This window comes from Sulfurospirillum diekertiae (assembly GCF_011769985.2).
Taxonomy (GTDB): Bacteria; Campylobacterota; Campylobacteria; order Campylobacterales; family Sulfurospirillaceae; genus Sulfurospirillum; species Sulfurospirillum diekertiae.
Map to the genome: position 1 here is coordinate 743,210 of NZ_CP039734.2, position 21,511 is coordinate 764,720.

Below are 21,511 nucleotides of genomic sequence, written 5' to 3' on the forward strand. Positions count from 1 at the left end.
CCTTTTTAATTTTTATACGCAACAAAAGTAAAACTCTTGTTGCTACGTTAGCCACTAGGGCACTAAAGCTTGCTGCGCATCTCAGCAGAACTTATTTGGTTTTTTCTCTTAGACGAATACCTAGATCACGCAACTGATCGCTCTCAACGGCACTTGGTGCATGTGTGAGTAAACATTGTGCTTTTTGGGTTTTAGGGAAGGCAATCACATCACGAATACTTTCACTTTTGGTAATTAGCATCATCATCCTATCCAAACCAATTGCCAATCCACCATGTGGAGGCGCACCAAATTTGAGGGCATCGAGTAAGAATTCAAACTTCTCATGAGCCTCTTCATCACTAATACCAAGAAGATTGAACACTTTTTGTTGAATCTCTTTTTTATGAATTCTGATGCTGCCACCACCCAATTCGACGCCGTTTAAAACAACGTCATAGGCGATAGATTCCATCTCATCAATCGGTGTGTTATCGATGTCTTTTGGCATCGTAAAAGGATGGTGAAGTGCTTTAACATTGCCGTTTTCCACTTCAAACATCTCAAAATCAACGACCCATACAAATTCAAATCGATCTTTGGGGATAATGTTCATTTGCTCAGCTAGAAAAATACGGAAACGTCCCATATAATCGAGTACCAGTTTTTTCTCACCCGCACCAAAGAAGATCGCATCGCCTACATGCAGATCGGCTGCAGTAACGATGGCTTGTAAATCGTCTTCATCAAAGAATTTTGCCAAAGGACCTTTAAGACCTTCTTCTTTCATTTGGAAATAACCGAGACCTGATGCGCCAAATTTGCGAACATACTCTTCAAAACCTTGCATTTGACGTTTCGAGAAGATGTTATCGCCGTTTGGAACTTTGAGCGCTTTAATGCGGTTGCGTTTTGTATCTTTGGCGATGTTACTAAAGATCTCATTTTTACACTTTGCAAAGATGTCGATTACGTCAATCATGCTAAGGTCATAGCGAAGATCGGGTTTATCGGAGCCATATTTTTCCATCGCCTCTTTAAAACGAATACGGTTAAAAGGAATGCTGATTTCATGGCCACAGGCTTTGAAAACATCTTTTAAAAGATTTTCAGTGACTTTCATAACATCTTCTTGCGTGCAAAAGCTCATTTCGATGTCAATTTGTGTAAATTCTGGCTGGCGGTCTGCTCGTAAATCTTCATCACGGAAACATTTAGCCACTTGGAAATAACGATCAAATCCTGCACACATTAAAAGTTGTTTGAAAAGTTGAGGGGACTGTGGAAGGGCGTAAAATTCACCATTGTGAACACGACTTGGAACGAGATAATCACGTGCTCCCTCGGGTGTTGATTTGGTCAAAATAGGGGTTTCCACTTCCAAAAAGCCTTGAGCATCCAGTGAATTACGAACGGCAACGGTAGCTTTACTTCTCAGTTTAAAAATTTCGTAGGCTTTAGGATTACGAAGGTCAAGGTAGCGGTATTTAAGACGGACATCTTCACCTACGTTATTATCACCAATGACAAAAGGAACGGTTTCACTTGCATTTTCGATGATCAGTTCATCTACAACAATTTCGATTTTACCTGTTTTAAGGCGTGGATTTTCTAAACCTTCACCTCTTGCTCTGACACGGCCTTTCGCTTTGAGAACAAACTCATCTCTGACAAGAGCAGCAATTTCATGTGCTGTAATACTATCGGTTGGATCACAAACAAGTTGCACAAGTCCTGATTTATCACGAAGGTCTATAAAGATGACACCACCATGATCTCTGTTGCTATTTGCCCAGCCACACACTTCTACGGTCTCGCCGATATTGGCGACATCTAAATCTGTACAATAATGACTTCTCAATGTTTATCCTAAAATAAGGGTGTTTTGATGAACCCTTGAGTATCGTTTTTTAAAAACAATCAGTATATCTAAATGTAGCTTTTCTTTAGTTTATTTTAGAGAACATTGTTATGTTTTGTGGTACAATCATCTGCATATAGTTAAAAAAATTTGTATTATTTTGGGGTTGCATGTATTCAATTGTCGTGATAGTTGAATTAATTTTACTAATCATTGGTGCTCTCTTTCTTATTCGCGCTCTTACACCTATTAGCCACTTGATTCTTGAGCTTCCAGAAGGAAGCATCAAAGAGAGATGGAAGGTTTTGAGTATTTTTATTCTCTTTTTTATTGCTGGCTATTTTATTTTTGGTTATAACTTATGGCTCCTTGGCGATGAATTTAATCATCTGTCCATTATTACATCTATCACTATGTTTTTGGGAGGAGTATTCGCTTATTTAGTAGGACAGCTTGCTCTACATACGATGAATGATGTTAAGAATATGGCAATATTGCAGCATGAAAGTATCACCGATGGCCTTACCAATCTTCACAATAGACGCTATTTTGATGAGCGCATTGCGGAGGAAGTTGCACTCTCAAAACGTTATAAACTACCTTTAACATTTATGCTTCTTGACGTCGATCATTTTAAAAAAATCAATGATACCTATGGTCATAAAGTGGGTGACGAAGTTTTGAGAAATCTTTCAAAAGTAGTTTTAGAAGTTGTTCGTGATAGTGATGTTGTAGCACGGTATGGTGGTGAAGAAATTGCTATTATAACACCGAGTACCAACAAACAAGATGCGGAGCTTTTAGCTGAGCGTTTACGTGGCATTGTTGAAAAGACAACGGTAGCTACTATTTCTACAACACAAGAGGTCGTACAAGTGACCGTCAGCATAGGTATTTGTTCTTTGAGTGCAGTGATTACTGACAAAGATGCTCTGATAGAAGAGACAGATCAAGCCCTTTATTTGGCAAAAAAATACGGAAGAAATAGGGTTGTGGTCAGTAACTGGTAAGAGAAGTCTAAAGGAACATGGGTTTCCATTAAAGAAAACCCATGTGAAAAAAAGAATTTTTTACAAGCGTGTTAAACGAGTAACGATTTGATCAATACTATCTGAAAAAAGTGTGTATAAGAAAGGCTCTAAGTCTTTAGAATTGTTTGATGGCGCTATCCATTTACTTCCTTTTTGGCGGAAGTTTTGGGTGATCACATCATCCCCTTTGCGTACGATAACTTCAAGCTCAATCTCACCATTGAGGTTGGTATCAAAATTTTTATCATTATAAATAATCTCAATATCTTTGATGTACACTTCAACCACCAAACTAGCTTCTTGTTTACTTGCATCAATGCTAAAGCCTGCAAGATTCAATGCGTAGCCTAAACCTTCTGCGTATTTCTCTGCAAAATTCTCATTGCTGTAGAATTTAATCTGAGTGGCACTTTTTTGATCAACATACCCAATAATGCTTTTATTCGCTCGTAGATCTTTAACCGTTCTCAGATAAATCGTCTTTTTATCTTTTGAAACAGGTCCTGCGTACTCTGCTTTGTATGAATCGAGTGCAATGGCTTCATTTTTATAAGCACAGCCACTAAAAAGTAGTAGTGTCATTGCCATCAAAAATAGATATTTCATGTTTTCTCCCTGTAAATTTTGATCTCCTCAAGAGGTCTGTATATCGCGAAATTATAGCATAAACGCTGATTAATAAAAGACACGATAGAATGAGTTATCATGAAAATAACCAATCATACAAAAAAATTAACGACGATTACGACCGTAGGGCTTGTCAGTAAACCCAATGATGGCACGCTGTGTGGCTATGTGCGTGAGATTGAAGCGGCACTCAGTAAACATGACGTGACCTTACTCATTGAAGAAAAAAGTGCCAAACTTTTAGGTTGCGGTGCGGGTGTTAGCTTTGAGTCGATGTGTACACGAAGTGATTTTCTTATCTCACTTGGCGGAGACGGTACGCTCATTTCACTGTGTCGCAAAAGTTTACACTATCACAAGCCAGTTCTAGGAATTCATGCGGGGCAATTGGGCTTTCTAACGGACATTCAGACCGATGAAATTAGCCATTTTATTGAAGAGCTTTTTGTGGGAAATTACCGCATTGATACGCGAATGATGCTTGAAGTTTCTTTACATGTAAACGGAAAAATTGAAAAAGTAGTTGCGTTTAACGACATTGTTTTATCGCGTTCGAAGATCTCCCATATGAGTAATATCAAGGCCTATGTTGATGGGCAACTCTTTAACTCTTACTATGGCGATGGTCTCATTGTCTCCACACCAACAGGCTCAACGGCATACAACCTCTCAGCGGGAGGTCCTGTTGTGTATCCTCTGACGGAGGCACTGATTTTGACGCCGATTTGCCCACACTCTTTGAGTCAACGACCTCTCGTTTTACCGGTTGATTTTGAAGTTTCGTTTGAGAGCGATGGCGATACGGTGATTGTTGTGGATGGGCAAGATACCTATACGATGAACGAGGTGGATCGTGTTTGTGTTCGAAGTGCAAAGCAGGGTGCGGAGCTGATTCACAGTTTGGATCGGGACTATTTTGATATCTTGAAAAAGAAATTGCATTGGGGGCACGTGTGATAGAGCGATTATTCATTAAAAATCATCTCTCCTTTGCTGAGTGTGATATAGAGTTTTCAAAAGGGCTGGTTGTTTTTAGCGGGCCGAGTGGTGCTGGTAAATCGGTGTTGATGCAGGGGTTACTCTCATTGTTTGGATATGGGGATGTGCATGCCGATGTCATCGAAGCAACGCTTACGTCCAATTTGGGACTGGATACTTTTGGTTTTGAAGAGGAAGAACCCAATATCTTTAAATTTCTCAAAGCCAAAAATGCACGCTATTTTATCAATGCGCAAGCTGTTTCTAAAAAAGGGATGGTGGAACTCTCTCGTACGTTTGTGAATTACCTCTCCATCAAAGATAATAGTGAGTTTGAAAACAGTCGATTGTTGGGGCTTATTGATGGTGTCTGTGCGAGTAAAGAGCCAAACCATCTTGAAGTTGTCACCGCTTTTGAAGCACTTTTTGTGGAGTATAAAAAGCTCAAAGATGAGCTTGAGAGTATTGAAGCTGAAGAGAAAAAAGTGGAAGATCTCAAAGAATTTGCACGTTTTGAAATTGCTAAAATCGATGAGGTAGCTCCTAAAATTGGCGAAGACGAAGAGCTGATTGCTTTTAAAAAATCACTCTCTAAAAAAGAAAAAATTGAAGTGGCAATGCAAAAAGCAGGGTCTATTTTTGAACTTGAGAGCAGTGTCATAGAGGTTCTAAATCTTATTGAAGCAGATAGTAGCTTTTTTGATGCCTCTATGAATGAGCTTCGTTTGGTATTTGAAAAACAGAATGAAACGCTTGAAGCCCTTGAAGAGATTGATGTGGAGTCTCTTTTAGATCGTATTGAAAAGATTGCGCAACTCAAAAAACGTTACGGTTCTATCGAAGAGGCGCTAGAACATAAGCAAAAGCGTCAAGAAGAGCTGACACGTTATGAAAATATCGCGTTTGAAAAGAGCCAGTTGCAAAAAGCCGTTGCAAAATCAGAGCATGAAGTCAACATTCAAAGCCTCCAAATCAGTGAAACACGCAAAAAATATTTACCTCTCTTAGAAACACGTATCAATGATTATCTTTCACAGTTGTATATGCCTTCTTTGCAATTAAGTTTGGAAGAGAGTGCTTTAAATGAATTAGGGTTTGATGCTTTACATGTAAACCTTGGCAAAGTCGATCTTAAAAAGATTAGCTCGGGTGAATATAATCGTGTACGTCTTGCTTTCTTAGCCACCCACAATGAATTTTTACTCTCTCGTGGAGGTGTTTTGATCTTAGATGAAATTGATGCCAATCTCAGTGGTAAAGAGTCCATGAGTGTTGCCAATGTCCTCAAAACACTCTCCACGAAATATCAAATCTTCGCGATTTCACATCAACCACAACTCTCTTCTGTTGCCAATCAACATTTTTTAGTGACCAAAGACGCTTTACATGTAAGCCATGTTGTGCCTCTGAAAGATGAAGAGCGTATTGTGGAATTGGCACGTATGGTGAGTGGTGAAAATGTCAGCGACGAAGCGATTGTGTTTGCCAAATCCCTTTTGGAAAGTTGAAATTTGCAATAGTCTCATTGTGTATTGAGTGATTTTCTCACGGGACGTTTTTATAAAAGTACTAAATTTTTTATGTTACAATGAAAAGTAACTTACATGTAATTGCTAGGATTATTTATGGCACGAGAGAAAATTTTAATCGTTGAAGACAATAAAGCACTGTCTAAACTGATTGTCAAAAAAATGGAATCAAACCTTGATTTTGATGTTGATATGGCATATACGTTTGAAGAGGCACAAAATCTTGTTGAAAAAAATAGTGACTATTTTGTAGCATTGCTCGATCTTAATCTCCCTGATGCCCCAGATGGCGAAGTGGTTGATATGATTTTGGCACATAAAATCCCTTCTATTATTCTTACTGGCTCAATGGAAAAAGAAATTCGTGAAAATATTTTGAAAAAAGATGTGATTGATTATGTCTATAAAGGCAATATTGACGATGTTAATTATATTTTTACATTGATTGAACGACTCCATAAAAATCGCGATATCAAAGTATTAGTTGTCGATGATTCCATGGCAACTCGCGCACAGATCAAATCTTTATTACAGCACCAAATGTTTAAAGTCCTTGTTGCAGCACATGGTGAAGAAGCGCTTGCTTTTTTAGAGGACAATCCTGACATTAAGCTTGTTTTGACGGACTATCTGATGCCCGTGATTGATGGTGTTGAGCTGACCAAAGAAATTCGTAAACGCTACAGTAAAAATGAAATTTCTATTATTGCGATGACGGGGACCAATGCGGATCTGATCTCTGCCAAGTTTCTCAAAATTGGTGCCAATGATTTTATTAATAAACCCTTTACGAGAGAAGAGATTGCATGTCGTATTAATAATTCGCTGGATGCCTTAGAATATATTGCCAAAATTGAAGATATGGCACAAAACGATTTTCTCAGTGGACTCGCCAACAGACGTTATTTTTTTGATGCGATGCAAGAGTATTTTAAAGAGGCAAAAAAGAAAAATGAGTCCTTTGCTATGGGCTTAATTGATGTGGATAAATTTAAACAGATCAATGATACGCTAGGGCACCGCGTTGGTGATACGGTCATTGTTGAATTGGCCAAGACACTTGAAAAACATCTTACCCATGATCATTTTATTGCACGTTTGGGGGGCGATGAGTTTTGTGTGGTGCTTAAAAATATTGACCAAAAAAAGGCATTGGAGTTTTTCATTAAGCTCAATCATGCGGTTGCGGGATTACATATCCATACCAAAGAGAAAAAAGATCTTAGCATCAGTGTTTCTATCGGTGTGACGTTTGGAGATTTGGAGAGCGTGGAAGAGATGATTAATCAAGCGGATAAAGCACTGTACATTGCGAAAAAAAATGGCAGAAATAGGGTTGAGGTTTCTTAAATGATTATAGATACCCATTGCCACTTGGATGATGCACGTTTTAGGGATGACGTTGATGCTGTGATCACAAAAGCTTATGAGCAAGGAGTTAAGGGCATTATCATTCCTGGAGCAGATATTGACGATCTAAGTTATGCCCAAAAACTTTCTCATCGTTATGAACATATCTTCTTTGCGGCAGGTATCCATCCGTACAATCATGAACAATATGATGAAAAAATACTACGATCTTTTTTGCAGGATGAAAAATGTATTGCGGTGGGGGAATGCGGTTTAGATTATTTTAGATTACCTGAGGATGTCGAGGAAAAACAGATTGAAAAACAGAGACAACACGACGTCTTTGCTCAGCAAATTGCACTTGCAAGAGAGTTTCAAAAGCCTCTCATCGTTCATATTCGAGATGCCAATGAAGATAGCAAGCAGATTTTGCTAAAGGAAAAAGCATACGAAGTAGGCGGTGTTTTACACTGTTATAATGCATCTAAACATCTTTTAGATTTGGCAGATAAAGGTTTTTACTTCGGTATAGGCGGCGTTTTAACATTTAAAAATGCTAAGAATTTAGTTGAGGTATTGCCCCTCATTCCACGTGATAAACTCCTCATTGAAACAGATGCTCCTTACCTTTCTCCGATGCCTCATCGAGGAGAACGCAATGAGCCAAGTTATACACTTTTGGTTGCAACGAAGATGGCGGAGCTTTTAAATATAAGTGTCACCGAACTTCACAATTTGACCTCAAAAAATGCTTTTTCACTCTTTAAAGCTTTAGAAAAGATAAAGTTAGTTACAATCTAATAAATACTAAGCAATAAATACACCAAAAAGGAGAGGCATGTATAAGGTTATTTTAACCCTTTTTCTTGTGTTTCAGAGTCTCCACGCGTTTTTAAATACCGACAATAATTACGAAAAACAACTTACCGCCCTTAAAAATTTTGATCTTCCAACTACTTTTTTGAAAGATTCTATTTTTATTTCTATGAACGAAGATGTCGAAATGTACAAAACAAAACATTTCCTACGTGAATTAGAAAGTGGTGATAAATTTGTTCCAATTTTGCAAAAAAAGATGAAAGAAGCTGGCGTTCCTCCAGAATTTTTATATTTAGCTATGACCGAATCTAGTTTTGATCCTTTTTCTTCGTCTTCTGCAAAAGCTTCAGGTATTTGGCAATTTATTCCTGAAACGGCTCGTCGTTATGGTTTGGTTGAAAATGCTTTTGTAGACGAGAGGCGAGATCCTGTTAAATCAACGGAAGCGGCGATTGTTTATTTACAACGGTTACACGATCTTTTTGGTAAGTGGTATCTTGCGGCACTTGCTTACAATTGTGGTGAAGGCACGGTTACAAAAGCGATAGCCAAAGCTGGAACCGATGATATTAATGTTCTCTTAGATGAGAGCCAAAAGTACCTTCCCAAGGAAAGCAGACTCTATATCCGTAAAATTTTAATGATGAGTTTTATCTCTGGTAGCACAGACATTATGCTTGACAATGGTTCTGAATACCTTCTCAATCGTGCGAATAATGCAACGTTTGTTAAAGTTTCCGTCCAAAGTGGTACAAGTCTTAAAGATGTGGCAGAGAGTATTGGAATTTCACTACGTGAATTAAAATCGTACAATCCGCATCTGAAACATGCCTTTACCTCGCCTCTTGGTGAAAAAAGTTATTTGTATATTCCTCAAGATCGTCAAATTACATTTACTCAAAATTTTGATCAAACCAAACAACCCCAAAAATATGCTGTGTATAACACCCAAAAAGGGGATTCCCTACAAAGTGTTGCAAAAAAATACGGCATGAGTTATCAATCTTTAATGGAACTCAACAATTTAAAAAGTGCTTCACTGAAACCAAAAACAGAGATTATTGTACCTCTTGGCACAGCGACACATTCTTCCGTAACGGTGGCATCAGCAAATAATGTCGAAAAATTGTATGTCATAAAAGCAGGGGATACCATTGAAACAGTATCAAAAAAATACGATATTCCTGTCGCGCAATTGATAAAAACCAATAAGAAAAAGAATGCACTTGTAAAAGTGGGAGAGAGTATTGTTATACCAAAAAACTAGTGGATTGAGCCTTTGTGTTGTAATGCTTTTGGTATTTTACGGATGCGCTTCTAAACACGACTCTTATTCTTATCGCTCCAGGGGAGGTGCTACAATGGCAGCTCCTGATGGCAGTGGCCCTATTAATGATTCGCCTGCAATGCATAAAGCGACGATGCGTCCTTATACGATTGATGGCGTAACGTATACACCGACGATGGTGAGTGTAGGAGATACATTTAGCGGTATTTCCAGCTGGTATGGTAAAGATTTTCATGGTAAGAAAACTTCCAATGGTGAAGTTTATAATATGTATGATATGACGGCTGCACATAAAACACTCCCTATGAATACAATGCTGAAAGTAACCAACCTTAAAAACAATAAAAGTATTATTGTCCGTGTTAACGATCGAGGACCTTTTGTGGGGACACGTATTATTGATCTCTCCTATACTGCTGCGACACGTATTGATCTTGTTGCTAATGGAACGGGTCCTGTGGGTATTGAAGTTCTAGGGTTTGCAGGAGTAGTCGCACCTGCTGGTGCACCAAAAGAGAGTGTTGTTGAAACCGATTATTTCATCCAAATTGGCGCCTTTAGAAATAAAGATGGAGCGACACGGTTTGCTCAAAGCAATATGAATGTCAATAATCGCTACAATGCGGTCGTAAAAGAGGGTACATTTGAAAATAAACCGATGTACCGCGTATGGCTTAAAGGATTTGGCAGTGAAGCTGAAGCCTCAGATTTTATTGCAAAAGGGCCTTTTAAAGGCTCATTTATTGTAAGGGAATAGAATGCAAACACTACAACGCGTAACCAAAGAGACAGACATTAGTGTAGAATTAGAGATTAATGGTACGGGTAAGGCAAACATCGCTACGGGTATTGGTTTTTTTGATCATATGCTAGAAGCCTTTACCAAGCATTCTTTGATCGATTTAACCCTTACATGTAAAGGTGATACACACATTGATTTTCATCATAGTGTTGAAGATGTAGGCATTGTTTTAGGGCAAGCTTTACGTGCTTCGATATACCCTATTGAAAGTGTAGAACGTTATGGTAATGCCGTCGTTGTTATGGACGAAGCAGCGGTTGAATGCGCCCTTGATCTTAGCAATCGCGCTTATTTAGTCTATGAAGTAGCGATGGAAGGAAAAGTTGGCGAATTTGATGTGGAACTGGCGGAAGAGTTTTTTAGAGCGGTCATCAGCAATGCTGGCATTAGTGCACATATTATTGCCCGTCGTGGTAAAAATAGACATCATCTTTTGGAAGCCGCATTTAAAGCTTTTGCTGTAGCTCTTCGTCGGAGTTTAGTCAAAAATGAGCGTGCAGGAATTCCAAGCACTAAGGGTGTTTTATAATGATTGAATTATTGGTTTTTGATGTTGATGGTTGCCTTACGGATGGTGGAATTACCTATGGCAACAGTGATGCCGAAGAGTTTAAAACATTTAATGTCAAAGATGGTTTCGGCATTGTCTCATGGATGAAATTGGGACGTAAAACAGCAATCATTACGGGACGAAGTTCTCAGGTAGTTCATAAGCGAGCCAAAGAACTTGGCATTAATTATTTGTATCAAGATGTCAAAAATAAAAAAGCTGTTTTACAAGAAATCTTGGATAAAGAAGGACTCTCATTCAACCAAGTCGCTGCTATTGGTGATGATTTGAATGATGTGTCATTGTTACGTTCTGTTGGCCTTTCATTCGCTCCAGCCGATGCCTTACCTATGGTTTTGCAATCTGTTGATGTTGTATTACATAAAGAGGGTGGAAAAGCGGCAGTTAGAGAGATGATCGACATTGTGGTCGAGAAAGAAAACTTGAGTGAGGCATTTGTAAACCTTTGGCTGTAAGATTACTGGTATATTCAACACTTCTTTTCTTTGCAATGATGCTCTTTTTAATTATTAAAGAGCCTTATACGATTAATATCGTAGATCAAAATGGAAATTTAGTTCCTGATATAGAACTTTTTAATGCTCAAAATTATCAGATTAAAGAGGGAACGATTGAAAGCATCGTACATGCAGATCGCGTAGCACGTTATAAAGATTTTGATAAACTGTATGTTATTAATGCAGGGCACAAGACTAAAGAGGGATTGCATGGTACGCTTATATCAGATGAAGGCACTCTTCAAGATAATGTCATGCACTTCCAAACCAATTCACATTATGCTAGAGAAGATGGTGTTGCCCTAGATGGTGAAGATATTTTTTATGACCTTAAAAAAGAGATTTTAAGCAGTGAAAAACCCTTTGATTTCACCCAGAAGCAGAGCCGTAGTCATGGGCTTTCATTTGTTTATCAGATGAAAGAGGGCACAATAAGTGCCACTAATATACACTCATTTATACAACAACTAGGGAAGAAGTAGATGAAAAAACTGATAGCACTCTGTTTATGCGCTTCAAGTATGCTTTTGGCTGCGGAAGTCGAAGTCACTGCTGACAAATTTTTTGCTGATGATAAAAAGAAAATCAGTACCTTTGAAGGTCATGTTATCGTGATCAAAGAGAGTGATAAACTGACAGCGAATAAAGTCGTCATAGAGTTTGATGATAAAAAACAACCTTTACGCTATATTGCAACAGGTAATGCCAAGGGCAATTTAACGATGAATCAAAAAAAGTATTATGGCGAAGCTGAAAAAATGACCTATGAACCATCAAAAAGCCTCTACACTTTAGAGAAAAAAGCCTTTTTGCATGAGATTGAAACAGATAAAAAAGTGTATGGTGATTTTATCCGAGCGGATCAAAACAGTGGGCAGTATCAAGTGGATGGAAAAGGGGCTGCACCTGTGAAATTTATCTTCAAAGTTGAGGATAAAAAACAGTGATTAAAGTCAAAAATGCCTTCTTTGTGAAGTCTGCTTCCAAAATGGAAGAGACTACACCCGAAGGGATGAGCGAAGTTGCTTTTATTGGACGTAGTAATGTGGGCAAAAGTTCCATTATTAATGCACTTACCAATAAAAAAGGGCTTGCTAAAAGCTCTTCAACACCAGGCAAGACACGTCTCATTAACTTTTTTCAAATCGTCTTGGACAAAGACGGTGAAAGTTACCATGCGCAACTAGTGGATCTTCCTGGCTTTGGATATGCCAAAGTATCGCATAGCCTCAAAGCAGAGTGGCAAAAAAACCTGACAGATTATATTAAAAAGCGCGTTTCAATCCGTGTTTTTGTCCATCTTGTTGATTCTCGTCACCCTTTTTTAGAGATAGACCAAGCAGTACACACCTATTTAAGTGAAATTGTAAGACCCGATCAGACCATTTTGCGTATTTTTACCAAACTTGATAAATTAAAACAGAGTGAGATTAGCCTGATTAAAAAGAATTATCCGGATGCTATTTTGGTCTCAAGTAGTAGCAAAAAAGGGGTAGATAAGGCACTTAACGCTATTTTCTTAACGCTTTTTGGAGAAGAGTCATGATACGTTATACGAAAGCAAAACTGAGTGATATTGTCCATATGCAAGAGGTTGTAAAACCTGAAGTCGAAAAAGGAATTATTCTCTTCCGCAGTTCCGATGAAATGGCAACCAATATTCGTTCGTACATCCTTGCCAAGGAAGATGACCAGATTATTGGATTTGGAGCTTTACATTTCCATGCAGATAATTTAGCAGAGATTAGAAGTCTTGTTGTCAAAGAGGGGTTTAGGGGTCATGGCGTTGGAAAAGGAATTATTCAAAACCTTTTGATCGATGGAGAAAACTTAGGTGTTAAGAAAGTCTTCACTTTGACCTATCAAAAAGCTTTTTTTGAATCTGTTGGTTTTTCTGAAATCCCCAAAGAGGCACTGCCTACTCATAAAATATGGGCAGATTGTATTAAATGCAAACATTTTCCAATATGCGACGAAATAGCGCTCATCAAAACTATTTAGTGACCTTTTGGATCAGTGGATGGCTCTTTTTGAGTCTTGTCATGTCCTCGTTGTATCCGCTGATCCCCTCTTTTGTAGGCGTGGTTTTTTGTTATCTTATTCTTAATTTTAACCGACATGAAGATAATGCTCTTCCTCTCTTTCTGAGTTTGGGTTATGTGTGTTTATACGATCTTACTAAAGGGTTTTATCTCTTTTCGTATGTTATTTTATTTGTAGTGGTTTACCGCTTTGCAATCTATAAAATTCAAAATGTTATTACATGTAATAACTGTATTTTAGCGGCATACGTGGCGATTGCGTATTTGGGGCACTATTTTTTAAATGCTTTTTTTGCCTATTTGGACAATGCACCTTTCCCTTATTTCTCAAACTACTATTTTTACTATATCATCATTGATTCATTACTCTCTTTTATGCTTTTTAGGATTTCACGGTGAGAATTAAGATTGTTCTTGGTATCTTCATTTCGGTGTGGATCGCCCTGCTGGTTAGGGTTTATTATATTAGCATTAAATCTAATGCCTATTATGAAGAGATTGCGAAGCAAAATGCAGTCAAAGTCGATGAATTAGCCCCTTTACGTGGTGTTATTTTAGATCGCAATCTTAACCCACTCTCTGTCAATCGTTTAGGTTTTTCTATTCGGATTAAACCGAGGTTGAGTTACAAAGTCAATCGGGCTATTTTAGATGAAGAAATCGCTTTTTTAGCAGACCTTTTACCTGACTACACTATAAAAGAGATGACCAAAGAGTATCTCAAAGCAGATTCTGCTTACAATCATGACTTTGTGGATGTCATTCCCTTTGTTCCTTACGATAAGCTCATCCCTTATTTTGCAAAAATTTCGCAGCATGAAAATCTTAGAATAGAGATTACTTCTAAACGTCATTATCCTTATGGTGCGTTAGCATCGCATGTCATTGGGTATGTGGGAAAATCGAATACGCAAGATATTTCTGAGGATGAAACAGGTACGGCAAAATTAGTTGGCTTCTCTGGTAAAACGGGTATTGAAAAATATTACAATGATGTTTTGCGTGGCGTTAAAGGGGAGAAAAAAACTAAAGTGACTGCATTTAACCAAGAGATTGAGCAGGTCAGTAAAACACTTCCTAAAAGCAATGATTTGGTTTTAAGCCTTGATTTGGAGTTGCAACGCTACATTGCAGAACTTTTTGGTACGGATAGTGGTGCAGTGGTTGTTCTGAATGCACAAACAGGTGAAATTTTAGCCGCGGCGAGTTTTCCAGAATATGATCTTAATAAATTCGTCAGTGGCATTACGCAAGAAGAGTGGGTTGTTCTTGCCAATGATCTCAACCATCCTTTTACCAATAAATTGGTCAATGGACTTTATCCTCCAGGGTCTGTTGTCAAAATGGGCGTCGGTCTTGCAATGATGAATTCAGGCATTATTAACCCAACAACGAGTTTTGAGTCAACCGGTACGATGGAGCTTGGCGGTAGGGTATTTCGTGACTGGAAAAAAGAGGGACATGGTATGATCTCCTATGTTCGTGCTATTAAAGAGAGTTGTGATGACTATTTTTACAAAGCGAGTCTCAAAGTCGGTATTGATAACATTGCTCCTTTTTTAACAAAAATTGGTTTTGCAACAAAAACAGGGATTGATTTACCTCGTGAATTTACGGGAACGGTTCCAAGTCGTGAGTGGAAAAAAGCACGTTTCGGCAAAGGGTGGTCTCAAGGTGAAACCCTGATTACGTCAATCGGTCAAGGGTATTTTCTCGTGACGCCTGTGCAAATTGCTAAATACACCGCTTTTTTAGCAACGGGGAATGGTGTGACACCTCATTTTATCAGCAAAATAAACGACGAAACGATCAATTTCCCCGCTGATCCCAGCATCGTGAGTGAGAGTGAAAAACGCTTTTTGAAAGTTACGCGTGAGGGTATGTTTGAGGTCGCCAATGTTCCTGGAGGAACAGCTGTCAATCACATCAAAGTAACAGCCCCTTTTAAAATAGCCGCTAAAACAGGAACAGCACAAGTTGTGGGTATTTCGCAAACCGATAAAAAACGTATGCGAGAAGAAGATATGGATTATTTCCAACGCTCTCACGCGTGGCTTACCACGTTTGGACCTTATGATAACCCGCAATATGTTGTAACGGTTCTTGTTGAACATGGAAGTCATGGTGGGTCAGAAGGGGGTCCAATCGCCTCAAAAATCTATGATAAACTCTACGAAATGGGTTATATTAAACTTCGATAATGCCTCTTTAATGACTTCAAATCTCAAAGCTATTTTAGGGCAATAAGCTCTATACTATATGAGAAAATTTTTGAAAGTCATAGCTTCAAATAATTTTATTCAATGTAAAGAAAGGTAGAAAATGAAAAAAATAATCTTTGGTTGCATGATGACGGCAATCATGTTGAGTGGATGTTGGTGGCGACCCTATTATGGTGACCATGATAGTGGCAGACATGGTGGACATGGCATGGAAATGCATGAAGGTGGCGAAGGTAGGGACATGCATGGCGGTGAAGACGGTCGTCGATAATCATGTTAGATACCTCGCATAATGCGAGGTATCTTTAAAAAACAAAACAATCCTATAGGGAAAAAGATCTTTACATGTAAAAAGTTAAAGATGCATAATATCGATGGTGTATTCTATTCTTTCTGCCACCTCTTGTGCTAAAGGGGCTCCAAAGAGCTCACGTAAAAGGTAAAAACCTAGCTCCAAACCAGAGCTTACACCAGCAGCGGTAATAATCTTTCCATCACGGACTACTTTAGATGAGACAACATTGACACCATAAGCGGCTAGTTCATCAAAAGCAGTGTAATAGGTGGTTACCTCTTTCCCCATCAGCATACCTGCTTCAGCAAGAAAAAATGCTCCTGTACAGACCGATGTTAAGTAGGTCACCTCTTTGGAGTGCTTTTGGATAAAGTTTTGCATAGAAGTCTCTTTCATCCATGTCATACGCCCCTTTCCACCTGGGAAAAGTAAAATATCTAACGTAGGACAGTTTTCAAACGTTACATCAGGCAAAATTCTCAAACCATTGAAGGCGTGTACAGGCTCTAAACTGGGAGCAATTAAAAGGACTTTTGTGCTGTTAGGTTGCACTTTGTTAGCGTAACTCAGTACCTCAAAAGGTGCTACAAAATCAAGCTCTTCGACGTTTGGAAAGATAACAATACCAATGGTGACCATAGGCTACTCCTCTGTTCTCACGATTAAGCTGGCAGGTAGATTGTACTGCTTAATCCATTCCTCTTCTTTAGCACGCATTTCTCCGTGATCAATTTCATGGTCAAAACCCAAAAGATGAAGCATTCCATGAATAAACAAAAGGGTAATCTCTTCTTCCACACTGTGTCCAAGCTCTTTCGCTTTTTGTGCCGCCAATTCGTGATTGATAACGATGGAACCTAGCGGGGCATGAGGAAAGTCGTCAATGGGGAAGCTGAGGACATCCGTGGTTTTGTCCATGCCACGATGTGCCAAATTAAGCTCCTGCATACTATCCCCATCAATGATAAGAAGCTCAACTTCTTTTGGAGTATGTTCTTCACAAATCTGCTCCAGCATTTTTACATGTAAAGCGATATTGAACTCATTTTCGATCAGTAGCATGCAAATCTCCTTTTAAAATAGGCTTGGTTGGATTGTAAATGATTTGATAAACAGAGGCTCATAGCTCTCTTTATCTCCTAAAATAAGGGCATATGCAAACGATTTTTGCGCTAAAATGGAGAGCTCTTCGATGGTTTCAAAAATAAGCGTTTCTCCTTCAAAAGTGATATTTTGTTGGAGTTGCTTAGGTAAAGCGAGAATAATATGAGAGCTTTCAATCATGGTTTGCATATAGCTCAGTAATGAAGGCAATAAAGAAGATGTAGGCTCAAAAATGAGCACTTTGTCGCTAGAGCCAAACTCTTTTTTACAGAGTGCATGGGTGACGAACTGCGGATAAAAATGTTCACAAAACCCTAAATGCTCTAAATTATAAGTGATTGTGTGAGTATCACAAAAATGAAGTAAACAGAGCAGTTCTTCCACAAAAAGAGAAGGAATTTTTTGCTCATAAAGGTAGCGCTCTTGATGCCAAAAGGAAGAGAGAAAAAGTCCTTTGGAAACAATGAGAGGTTTTACATGTAAAGCGTTTTCAACACGGTGGGCAACGGGAGCAATCTTTTGCACAAGGACGCTATCGCTGAGAGAAAAATGCTCTTCCTCTTTTGCAGTGAGTAAAATTTTAGCAATATTAAAAAGATCGCCACGTAAACGCTTGATGGTTTTAGGGACGTGAATCATCTCTAAAAGTGCTTCTTGCACAGGGGAAAGTAGCACAATATTAAGTGATTTTTGCGTAATGGTATACCGTAAAAGCTTGATCAACATCTGCTCTATGGACGTGACTTCGATCCATGCGCATTCGTCATCCTCATTCAAAAAAGGAAGGGTTGTGACAATGGCATAAGCCCCTTTATCTAGCGCTTGATGAATAGATTCGCGTGAAGTCGTATCTATGAAAAAGATCGCCATGAGAGACACGCGAACTCTCAAGCGATATAGAGGCAAACGCATCAATGGGAGGCAGGGTTGCAAGCTTCCCATCAATGATGCGTACAAAGTTATCTATTTTCATCCAATCGAAGCGCCGCTTTGGCGAGGACGTTCTGGGCGAACAAGGCATAGACCTTCTTTATCTTTCGCCGCTAAAAGCATCCCTTGACTAAGGAGCCCTTTGATGGTGGCAGGTTTGAGGTTGGCAACCACACAGACTTGCGTGCCCACCAGCTCTTCAGGGGTATAATATTCACGAATACCCGCAACAATTTGTCTAGGCTCACTCTCACCTAAATCAACTTTGAGTTTTAAAAGACGATCACTTCCTTCTAAAATACTCGCTTCTAAAATCGTTCCCACTTTTAAAGCCGTTTCGAAAAATTGATCAATCGTAATGATGGATTCTGCTTTATGCTCTTTTTTAGTGCTTTTTGAAGGTTGCGCTTCTACTACTGCTACGGGAGCGGTAGGTTGTGCCATCAACTCCTCTTCAATGCGAGGGAAGAGGGGTGGTACTTTTTCGATGGTAAATTCATCTAAGAAGTCTTTGCGAACAACCAGTTTGTCAAAGTTCGCCGTATTAATCTCAAAGCCCATTGCTTTGGCAATCGTCGCTGTTGTTTTTGGCATAACAGGGTGGAGTAGGACGGTGACTCGTGCCAAAATATTGGAGACGAGTGCCACAAGTGCTAAGGCTTGTTCGGTCTTCCCCTCTTTCATTTTCACCCATGGCTCATGCACGGTAATGGCTTGGTTAGCAATACTAAGCGCTTTCCAAAGCTCTTCAAGGTAACGGTTCGTTTGAAGTTCTAAAAGGTTACTTTCCACGTTTTTCAAAATTTCATCGACGGCGTTTAGTTCACTCTCATGAAAGGTACTGATATCTTTGGAGTTAACCACACCATTGCTGTATTTGCCACTCATTCCGATGATGCGGTTGAGCAGGTTCCCCAGTTCATTTCCAAGATCAGAGTTGATACGATCCATCAAGGCTTTTTGGCTGAAGTCGCCATCTTGTCCAAACGGTACTTCACGCAGCATAAAGTATCTAAAATTCTCCAAACCATAGGCATCAGCGACCTCTTTGGGATTAACGACATTGCCTTTACTTTTACTCATCTTCTCGCCATTGCGTGTCCACCAACCGTGTGCCGCAACGTGTTTTGGCAAAGCCAACCCAAGGCTCATCAAAAACGCTGGCCAGTAAATAGCATGGAAACGAAGAATATCTTTTCCAACTAAATGAATGGTCGCAGGCCAAAATGCCATATTTTTTTCATCAGTACCATATCCAAGAGCAGTTGCATAGTTTAAAAGCGCGTCCAACCAAACGTACATGACGTGTTTGTCATCGTTCATAGAAGCAGGGAGTTTCACACCCCAATCAAAGCTAGTGCGTGTAATGGAAAGATCACGAAGTCCTTGTTTGACAAAGCTGATCACTTCGTTTTTCTTACCTTTGGGAAGGACACATTTTTCATCGCTGTTGTACCATTTAATGAGGTCTTCTTGGTATTTGGAAAGTTTAAAGAAGTAACTCTCCTCTTTCACTAAGCGTGTAAGTTTGCCACAATCTGGGCATTTATCTTCATCGACCAGTTGTGTGTCGGTAAAAAAGGTTTCACAACTGACACAATAATGTCCTTCGTATTCACCTTTGTAAATGTCGCCTTTGTCAAACATGACTTGAAATGCTTTTTGCACACCCGCTTTATGATCGGCATCGGTGGTACGGATAAATTTATCATAACTGATCTCAAACTCATCCCAAAGGGCACGAAATTTGCCACTGATCTCATCAGCATATGCTTGAGGTGTTTTATTGCGTAATTTAGCAGCTTCTTCGATTTTTTGACCATGTTCATCGGTTCCGGTTAAGAAAAATGTCTCATACCCTTTAAGGCGGTAATAGCGTGCCATCGTATCGGCAATAATCGTTGTATACGCATGTCCGATATGCGGAACATCGTTAACATAGTAGATGGGAGTGGTAATGTAAGCTTTTTGGGACATCGTTTTTCCTAATTAAAATTGATTCATTGTATTGTTAAAACTCAAAGCCGCCACCTTGTCCTTTAGCCATACTCTCGTAAACGGCTTTCACATAGGTTTTGCGGGTTTCACATTCAAACATTTTTTCACAGTCACTACAGGTCACAAGATTTTTGTCTTGTTGACACACTTGCAAGAGTGCTTTTTTTTCTTGCAAATCTTGTTCGTAAATGTCACTCGTTTCACTACTCATAGCACTTCCGAACACGTTCTATCTCTGCATGCGAGCCAAAGAAGCATGGTGTGGTGTCATGAGGATGTGATGGTGCCAGCTCTAAAATTCTACGTTTTCCATTGATCGCCGCACCACCCGCTTTTTCATAGACAAACGCAAAAGGGAAGACTTCAAAAATCATGCGTAGTTTGCCTTTGGGTACGTCACTCGTTGCAGGGTAAGAGAAGAGTCCGCCACCTTTGAGAAGAATCTGATGCAAATCGGGTACCATGCCGCCAGAGTAACGTAAACGGTAGCCATCTGCAAAAATGGCATCAATCATTGCTTTGTGTTTTGGCTCCCACCCCATTTGGGTTGCTCCAGGTGCGTTGAGTTTACCTTTTTCTTTGAGCTTAATTTCTTTAATGAAAACGAATTCCCCCGCTTTATTTAAACGGTACATCTTGACATCTTCTTGCGCGATCACGAGCTCAACACGTGGTCCATAAACAACATACACCGCTGCTTTAAGGTGTTTCCCCTCATAGCCACCTTCGTAGATGCCAAAGATGGAACCAACACTCAGATTAACATCGACAAGGCTAGAACCATCCAATGGGTCATATCCCACACCGTAAATCCCGTTTACATGTAAAGGGGTTTTACCTTCTTTCTCTTCACTGACAATCTCTTTAATCGAGGCAACTTTTGCAAACTCTTCTTCGATGATAAGATCGCTTTTAATGTCTAATTTAAGCTGTGTGTCGCCTGTGGAGTTAATATTCTCAGAATATCCTGTGTCATCAAACTCAATGGCCTCTCTGATGCGCTTTGCTGAGCGCTTGATTGCTTCATAAATTTCTTGCATATTATTTGACCTTTTTGGCATTTTTTTGTATCCAAGCAACGACTTGCTCGGGGTTATTTAAATCTAAAATCGCAATATGTGAGGGGATCGCGTAGTCACTTAATGTCACACTCTCATCAACGGCAATGGCATCGGAACAGTCAAAATAGTCTACATTCAGTTTGTTACGAAAAATAGCAATGCGAGGGAGTGGGAGGGTCTTGAGGCCTTCAACCAATAAAAAATCAAAATCGCCAAGCAAGGAGATAATCTCATCTAAACTTTTAGGGTGTTTTGAAAAGAGTGTGGTACGCGTGGGAGAGGTGACGACGACTTCAGCTCCTGTTTGGGCAAATTTCCAACTATCTTTACCCTCAACATCAAAAATAGCTTTATCACTTGGGTCATTTTTAATGATAGCTAGAGTATATTCAGATTTTAGAATATTGGCGACTTTGAGGATCAGCGTTGTCTTTCCGCTATCCGATGGTCCTGTAAAAGCAACGGCTAAGGATTTCATTTTTTCCTGCTTTTTATGTTATTATCATAGTAATAATAGCAAAAAAAGA

General features: G+C 39.2%; 25 protein-coding genes. 16 read left to right on the forward strand and 9 right to left on the reverse strand.

The window, feature by feature from the left end:
• Nucleotides 1-91 precede the first annotated feature (91 nt).
• Nucleotides 92-1,840 (reverse strand): aspartate--tRNA ligase, encoded by a 1,749-nt coding sequence (gene aspS / locus FA584_RS03805; protein WP_167750264.1) that lies wholly within the window; start codon nucleotides 1,838-1,840, stop codon nucleotides 92-94.
• Between the two features lie 170 nt (nucleotides 1,841-2,010).
• On the opposite strand from aspS, the gene FA584_RS03810 reads away from it, so the two are divergent.
• The gene (locus tag FA584_RS03810; protein ID WP_191342078.1) at nucleotides 2,011-2,850 is read left to right on the forward strand and encodes a GGDEF domain-containing protein; all 840 of its coding nucleotides are present in this window, start codon (nucleotides 2,011-2,013) and stop codon (nucleotides 2,848-2,850) included.
• Nucleotides 2,851-2,910: 60 nt separating this feature from the next.
• Here FA584_RS03810 and FA584_RS03815 read toward each other — a convergent pair whose 3' ends face one another.
• A complete protein-coding gene (locus FA584_RS03815; RefSeq protein ID WP_167750266.1) occupies nucleotides 2,911-3,477 on the reverse strand; it encodes a YajG family lipoprotein in 567 nt (188 codons plus the stop codon).
• A 99-nt stretch (nucleotides 3,478-3,576) separates the two neighbouring features.
• Between FA584_RS03815 and FA584_RS03820 the strand changes: the two genes are divergently transcribed.
• From FA584_RS03820 to FA584_RS03890, 15 genes are all read left to right on the forward strand, one after another.
• Nucleotides 3,577-4,455, forward strand: coding sequence for an NAD(+) kinase (locus FA584_RS03820; protein WP_096046062.1), 879 nt, complete (start codon nucleotides 3,577-3,579; stop codon nucleotides 4,453-4,455).
• Complete coding sequence (locus FA584_RS03825; RefSeq protein ID WP_167750267.1) at nucleotides 4,452-5,984, forward strand: DNA repair protein RecN; 1,533 nt, start codon at nucleotides 4,452-4,454, stop codon at nucleotides 5,982-5,984. The genes FA584_RS03820 and FA584_RS03825 overlap by 4 nt, the downstream gene beginning before the upstream one ends.
• 117 nt (nucleotides 5,985-6,101) lie before the next feature.
• The gene (locus FA584_RS03830; RefSeq protein WP_096046063.1) at nucleotides 6,102-7,355 is read left to right on the forward strand and encodes a GGDEF domain-containing response regulator; all 1,254 of its coding nucleotides are present in this window, start codon (nucleotides 6,102-6,104) and stop codon (nucleotides 7,353-7,355) included.
• Entirely contained in the window at nucleotides 7,356-8,156 is an 801-nt protein-coding gene (locus FA584_RS03835; RefSeq protein ID WP_096046064.1) for a TatD family hydrolase, read from the forward strand.
• Nucleotides 8,157-8,193: 37 nt separating this feature from the next.
• On the forward strand, nucleotides 8,194-9,441 hold the full coding sequence (locus tag FA584_RS03840; protein ID WP_167750268.1) for a lytic transglycosylase domain-containing protein: 1,248 nt from the start codon (nucleotides 8,194-8,196) through the stop codon (nucleotides 9,439-9,441).
• Nucleotides 9,422-10,219, forward strand: coding sequence for a septal ring lytic transglycosylase RlpA family protein (locus FA584_RS03845; RefSeq protein ID WP_191342079.1), 798 nt, complete (start codon nucleotides 9,422-9,424; stop codon nucleotides 10,217-10,219). Before FA584_RS03840 ends, FA584_RS03845 begins: the two co-directional genes overlap by 20 nt.
• 1 nt (nucleotide 10,220) lies before the next feature.
• Complete coding sequence (gene hisB, locus FA584_RS03850; RefSeq protein ID WP_167750269.1) at nucleotides 10,221-10,793, forward strand: imidazoleglycerol-phosphate dehydratase HisB; 573 nt, start codon at nucleotides 10,221-10,223, stop codon at nucleotides 10,791-10,793.
• Nucleotides 10,793-11,290, forward strand: a complete 498-nt coding sequence (locus tag FA584_RS03855) for a KdsC family phosphatase (protein ID WP_096046067.1) — start codon at nucleotides 10,793-10,795, stop codon at nucleotides 11,288-11,290. Before hisB ends, FA584_RS03855 begins: the two co-directional genes overlap by 1 nt.
• A complete protein-coding gene (gene lptC / locus FA584_RS03860; protein ID WP_096046068.1) occupies nucleotides 11,281-11,814 on the forward strand; it encodes an LPS export ABC transporter periplasmic protein LptC in 534 nt (177 codons plus the stop codon). Before FA584_RS03855 ends, lptC begins: the two co-directional genes overlap by 10 nt.
• The gene (gene lptA, locus FA584_RS03865; protein ID WP_096046069.1) at nucleotides 11,815-12,279 is read left to right on the forward strand and encodes a lipopolysaccharide transport periplasmic protein LptA; all 465 of its coding nucleotides are present in this window, start codon (nucleotides 11,815-11,817) and stop codon (nucleotides 12,277-12,279) included.
• Nucleotides 12,276-12,878, forward strand: a complete 603-nt coding sequence (yihA, locus tag FA584_RS03870; RefSeq protein ID WP_191342080.1) for a ribosome biogenesis GTP-binding protein YihA/YsxC — start codon at nucleotides 12,276-12,278, stop codon at nucleotides 12,876-12,878. Before lptA ends, yihA begins: the two co-directional genes overlap by 4 nt.
• Entirely contained in the window at nucleotides 12,875-13,333 is a 459-nt protein-coding gene (locus FA584_RS03875) for an N-acetyltransferase (protein WP_096046071.1), read from the forward strand. The genes yihA and FA584_RS03875 overlap by 4 nt, the downstream gene beginning before the upstream one ends.
• Nucleotides 13,300-13,773 (forward strand): hypothetical protein, encoded by a 474-nt coding sequence (locus FA584_RS03880; RefSeq protein WP_167750270.1) that lies wholly within the window; start codon nucleotides 13,300-13,302, stop codon nucleotides 13,771-13,773. The genes FA584_RS03875 and FA584_RS03880 overlap by 34 nt, the downstream gene beginning before the upstream one ends.
• Nucleotides 13,770-15,575, forward strand: a complete 1,806-nt coding sequence (gene mrdA, locus FA584_RS03885) for a penicillin-binding protein 2 (RefSeq protein WP_167750271.1) — start codon at nucleotides 13,770-13,772, stop codon at nucleotides 15,573-15,575. Before FA584_RS03880 ends, mrdA begins: the two co-directional genes overlap by 4 nt.
• Nucleotides 15,576-15,723: 148 nt before the next feature.
• Nucleotides 15,724-15,867 carry a hypothetical protein gene (locus FA584_RS03890; RefSeq protein ID WP_191342081.1) on the forward strand — a complete coding sequence of 48 codons (144 nt, stop codon included), beginning with the start codon at nucleotides 15,724-15,726 and terminating at the stop codon, nucleotides 15,865-15,867.
• 84 nt (nucleotides 15,868-15,951) lie between these two features.
• Here FA584_RS03890 and FA584_RS03895 read toward each other — a convergent pair whose 3' ends face one another.
• The 7 genes from FA584_RS03895 to mobB all read right to left on the reverse strand — a co-directional run bounded on the left by FA584_RS03895 (nucleotide 15,952) and on the right by mobB (nucleotide 21,462).
• Complete coding sequence (locus tag FA584_RS03895) at nucleotides 15,952-16,530, reverse strand: DJ-1/PfpI family protein (protein ID WP_167750272.1); 579 nt, start codon at nucleotides 16,528-16,530, stop codon at nucleotides 15,952-15,954.
• A gap of 3 nt (nucleotides 16,531-16,533) precedes the next feature.
• The gene (ybeY, locus tag FA584_RS03900) at nucleotides 16,534-16,953 is read right to left on the reverse strand and encodes an rRNA maturation RNase YbeY (RefSeq protein ID WP_167750273.1); all 420 of its coding nucleotides are present in this window, start codon (nucleotides 16,951-16,953) and stop codon (nucleotides 16,534-16,536) included.
• A 12-nt stretch (nucleotides 16,954-16,965) separates the two neighbouring features.
• A complete protein-coding gene (locus tag FA584_RS03905; protein ID WP_228448592.1) occupies nucleotides 16,966-17,874 on the reverse strand; it encodes a hypothetical protein in 909 nt (302 codons plus the stop codon).
• Nucleotides 17,875-17,964: 90 nt separating this feature from the next.
• Nucleotides 17,965-19,902 (reverse strand): methionine--tRNA ligase, encoded by a 1,938-nt coding sequence (metG, locus tag FA584_RS03910; RefSeq protein ID WP_167750274.1) that lies wholly within the window; start codon nucleotides 19,900-19,902, stop codon nucleotides 17,965-17,967.
• Nucleotides 19,903-19,936: 34 nt separating this feature from the next.
• Nucleotides 19,937-20,134, reverse strand: a complete 198-nt coding sequence (locus FA584_RS03915) for a hypothetical protein (protein ID WP_096046077.1) — start codon at nucleotides 20,132-20,134, stop codon at nucleotides 19,937-19,939.
• Complete coding sequence (locus FA584_RS03920; protein ID WP_096046078.1) at nucleotides 20,127-20,963, reverse strand: class 1 fructose-bisphosphatase; 837 nt, start codon at nucleotides 20,961-20,963, stop codon at nucleotides 20,127-20,129. The genes FA584_RS03915 and FA584_RS03920 overlap by 8 nt, the downstream gene beginning before the upstream one ends.
• A gap of 1 nt (nucleotide 20,964) precedes the next feature.
• The gene (mobB, locus tag FA584_RS03925) at nucleotides 20,965-21,462 is read right to left on the reverse strand and encodes a molybdopterin-guanine dinucleotide biosynthesis protein B (RefSeq protein ID WP_096046079.1); all 498 of its coding nucleotides are present in this window, start codon (nucleotides 21,460-21,462) and stop codon (nucleotides 20,965-20,967) included.
• Between the last annotated feature and the right edge of the window lie 49 nt (nucleotides 21,463-21,511).

Bases quoted from the DNA above. Each gene is read 5' to 3' on its own strand.
- metG (WP_167750274.1), bottom strand. From the start codon at position 19,902: ATGTCCCAAAAAGCTTACATTACCACTCCCATCTACTATGTTAACGAT.
- FA584_RS03820 (WP_096046062.1), top strand. From the start codon at position 3,577: ATGAAAATAACCAATCATACAAAAAAATTAACGACGATTACGACCGTA.
- lptA (WP_096046069.1), top strand. From the start codon at position 11,815: ATGAAAAAACTGATAGCACTCTGTTTATGCGCTTCAAGTATGCTTTTG.
- FA584_RS03835 (WP_096046064.1), top strand. From the start codon at position 7,356: ATGATTATAGATACCCATTGCCACTTGGATGATGCACGTTTTAGGGAT.
- FA584_RS03810 (WP_191342078.1), top strand. From the start codon at position 2,011: ATGTATTCAATTGTCGTGATAGTTGAATTAATTTTACTAATCATTGGT.
- FA584_RS03920 (WP_096046078.1), bottom strand. From the start codon at position 20,963: ATGCAAGAAATTTATGAAGCAATCAAGCGCTCAGCAAAGCGCATCAGA.
- hisB (WP_167750269.1), top strand. From the start codon at position 10,221: ATGCAAACACTACAACGCGTAACCAAAGAGACAGACATTAGTGTAGAA.
- FA584_RS03895 (WP_167750272.1), bottom strand. From the start codon at position 16,530: ATGGTCACCATTGGTATTGTTATCTTTCCAAACGTCGAAGAGCTTGAT.
- mobB (WP_096046079.1), bottom strand. From the start codon at position 21,462: ATGAAATCCTTAGCCGTTGCTTTTACAGGACCATCGGATAGCGGAAAG.
- FA584_RS03890 (WP_191342081.1), top strand. From the start codon at position 15,724: ATGACGGCAATCATGTTGAGTGGATGTTGGTGGCGACCCTATTATGGT.
- FA584_RS03855 (WP_096046067.1), top strand. From the start codon at position 10,793: ATGATTGAATTATTGGTTTTTGATGTTGATGGTTGCCTTACGGATGGT.
- FA584_RS03880 (WP_167750270.1), top strand. From the start codon at position 13,300: ATGCGACGAAATAGCGCTCATCAAAACTATTTAGTGACCTTTTGGATC.
- FA584_RS03915 (WP_096046077.1), bottom strand. From the start codon at position 20,134: ATGAGTAGTGAAACGAGTGACATTTACGAACAAGATTTGCAAGAAAAA.
- FA584_RS03830 (WP_096046063.1), top strand. From the start codon at position 6,102: ATGGCACGAGAGAAAATTTTAATCGTTGAAGACAATAAAGCACTGTCT.
- ybeY (WP_167750273.1), bottom strand. From the start codon at position 16,953: ATGCTACTGATCGAAAATGAGTTCAATATCGCTTTACATGTAAAAATG.
- FA584_RS03840 (WP_167750268.1), top strand. From the start codon at position 8,194: ATGTATAAGGTTATTTTAACCCTTTTTCTTGTGTTTCAGAGTCTCCAC.
- FA584_RS03875 (WP_096046071.1), top strand. From the start codon at position 12,875: ATGATACGTTATACGAAAGCAAAACTGAGTGATATTGTCCATATGCAA.
- FA584_RS03815 (WP_167750266.1), bottom strand. From the start codon at position 3,477: ATGAAATATCTATTTTTGATGGCAATGACACTACTACTTTTTAGTGGC.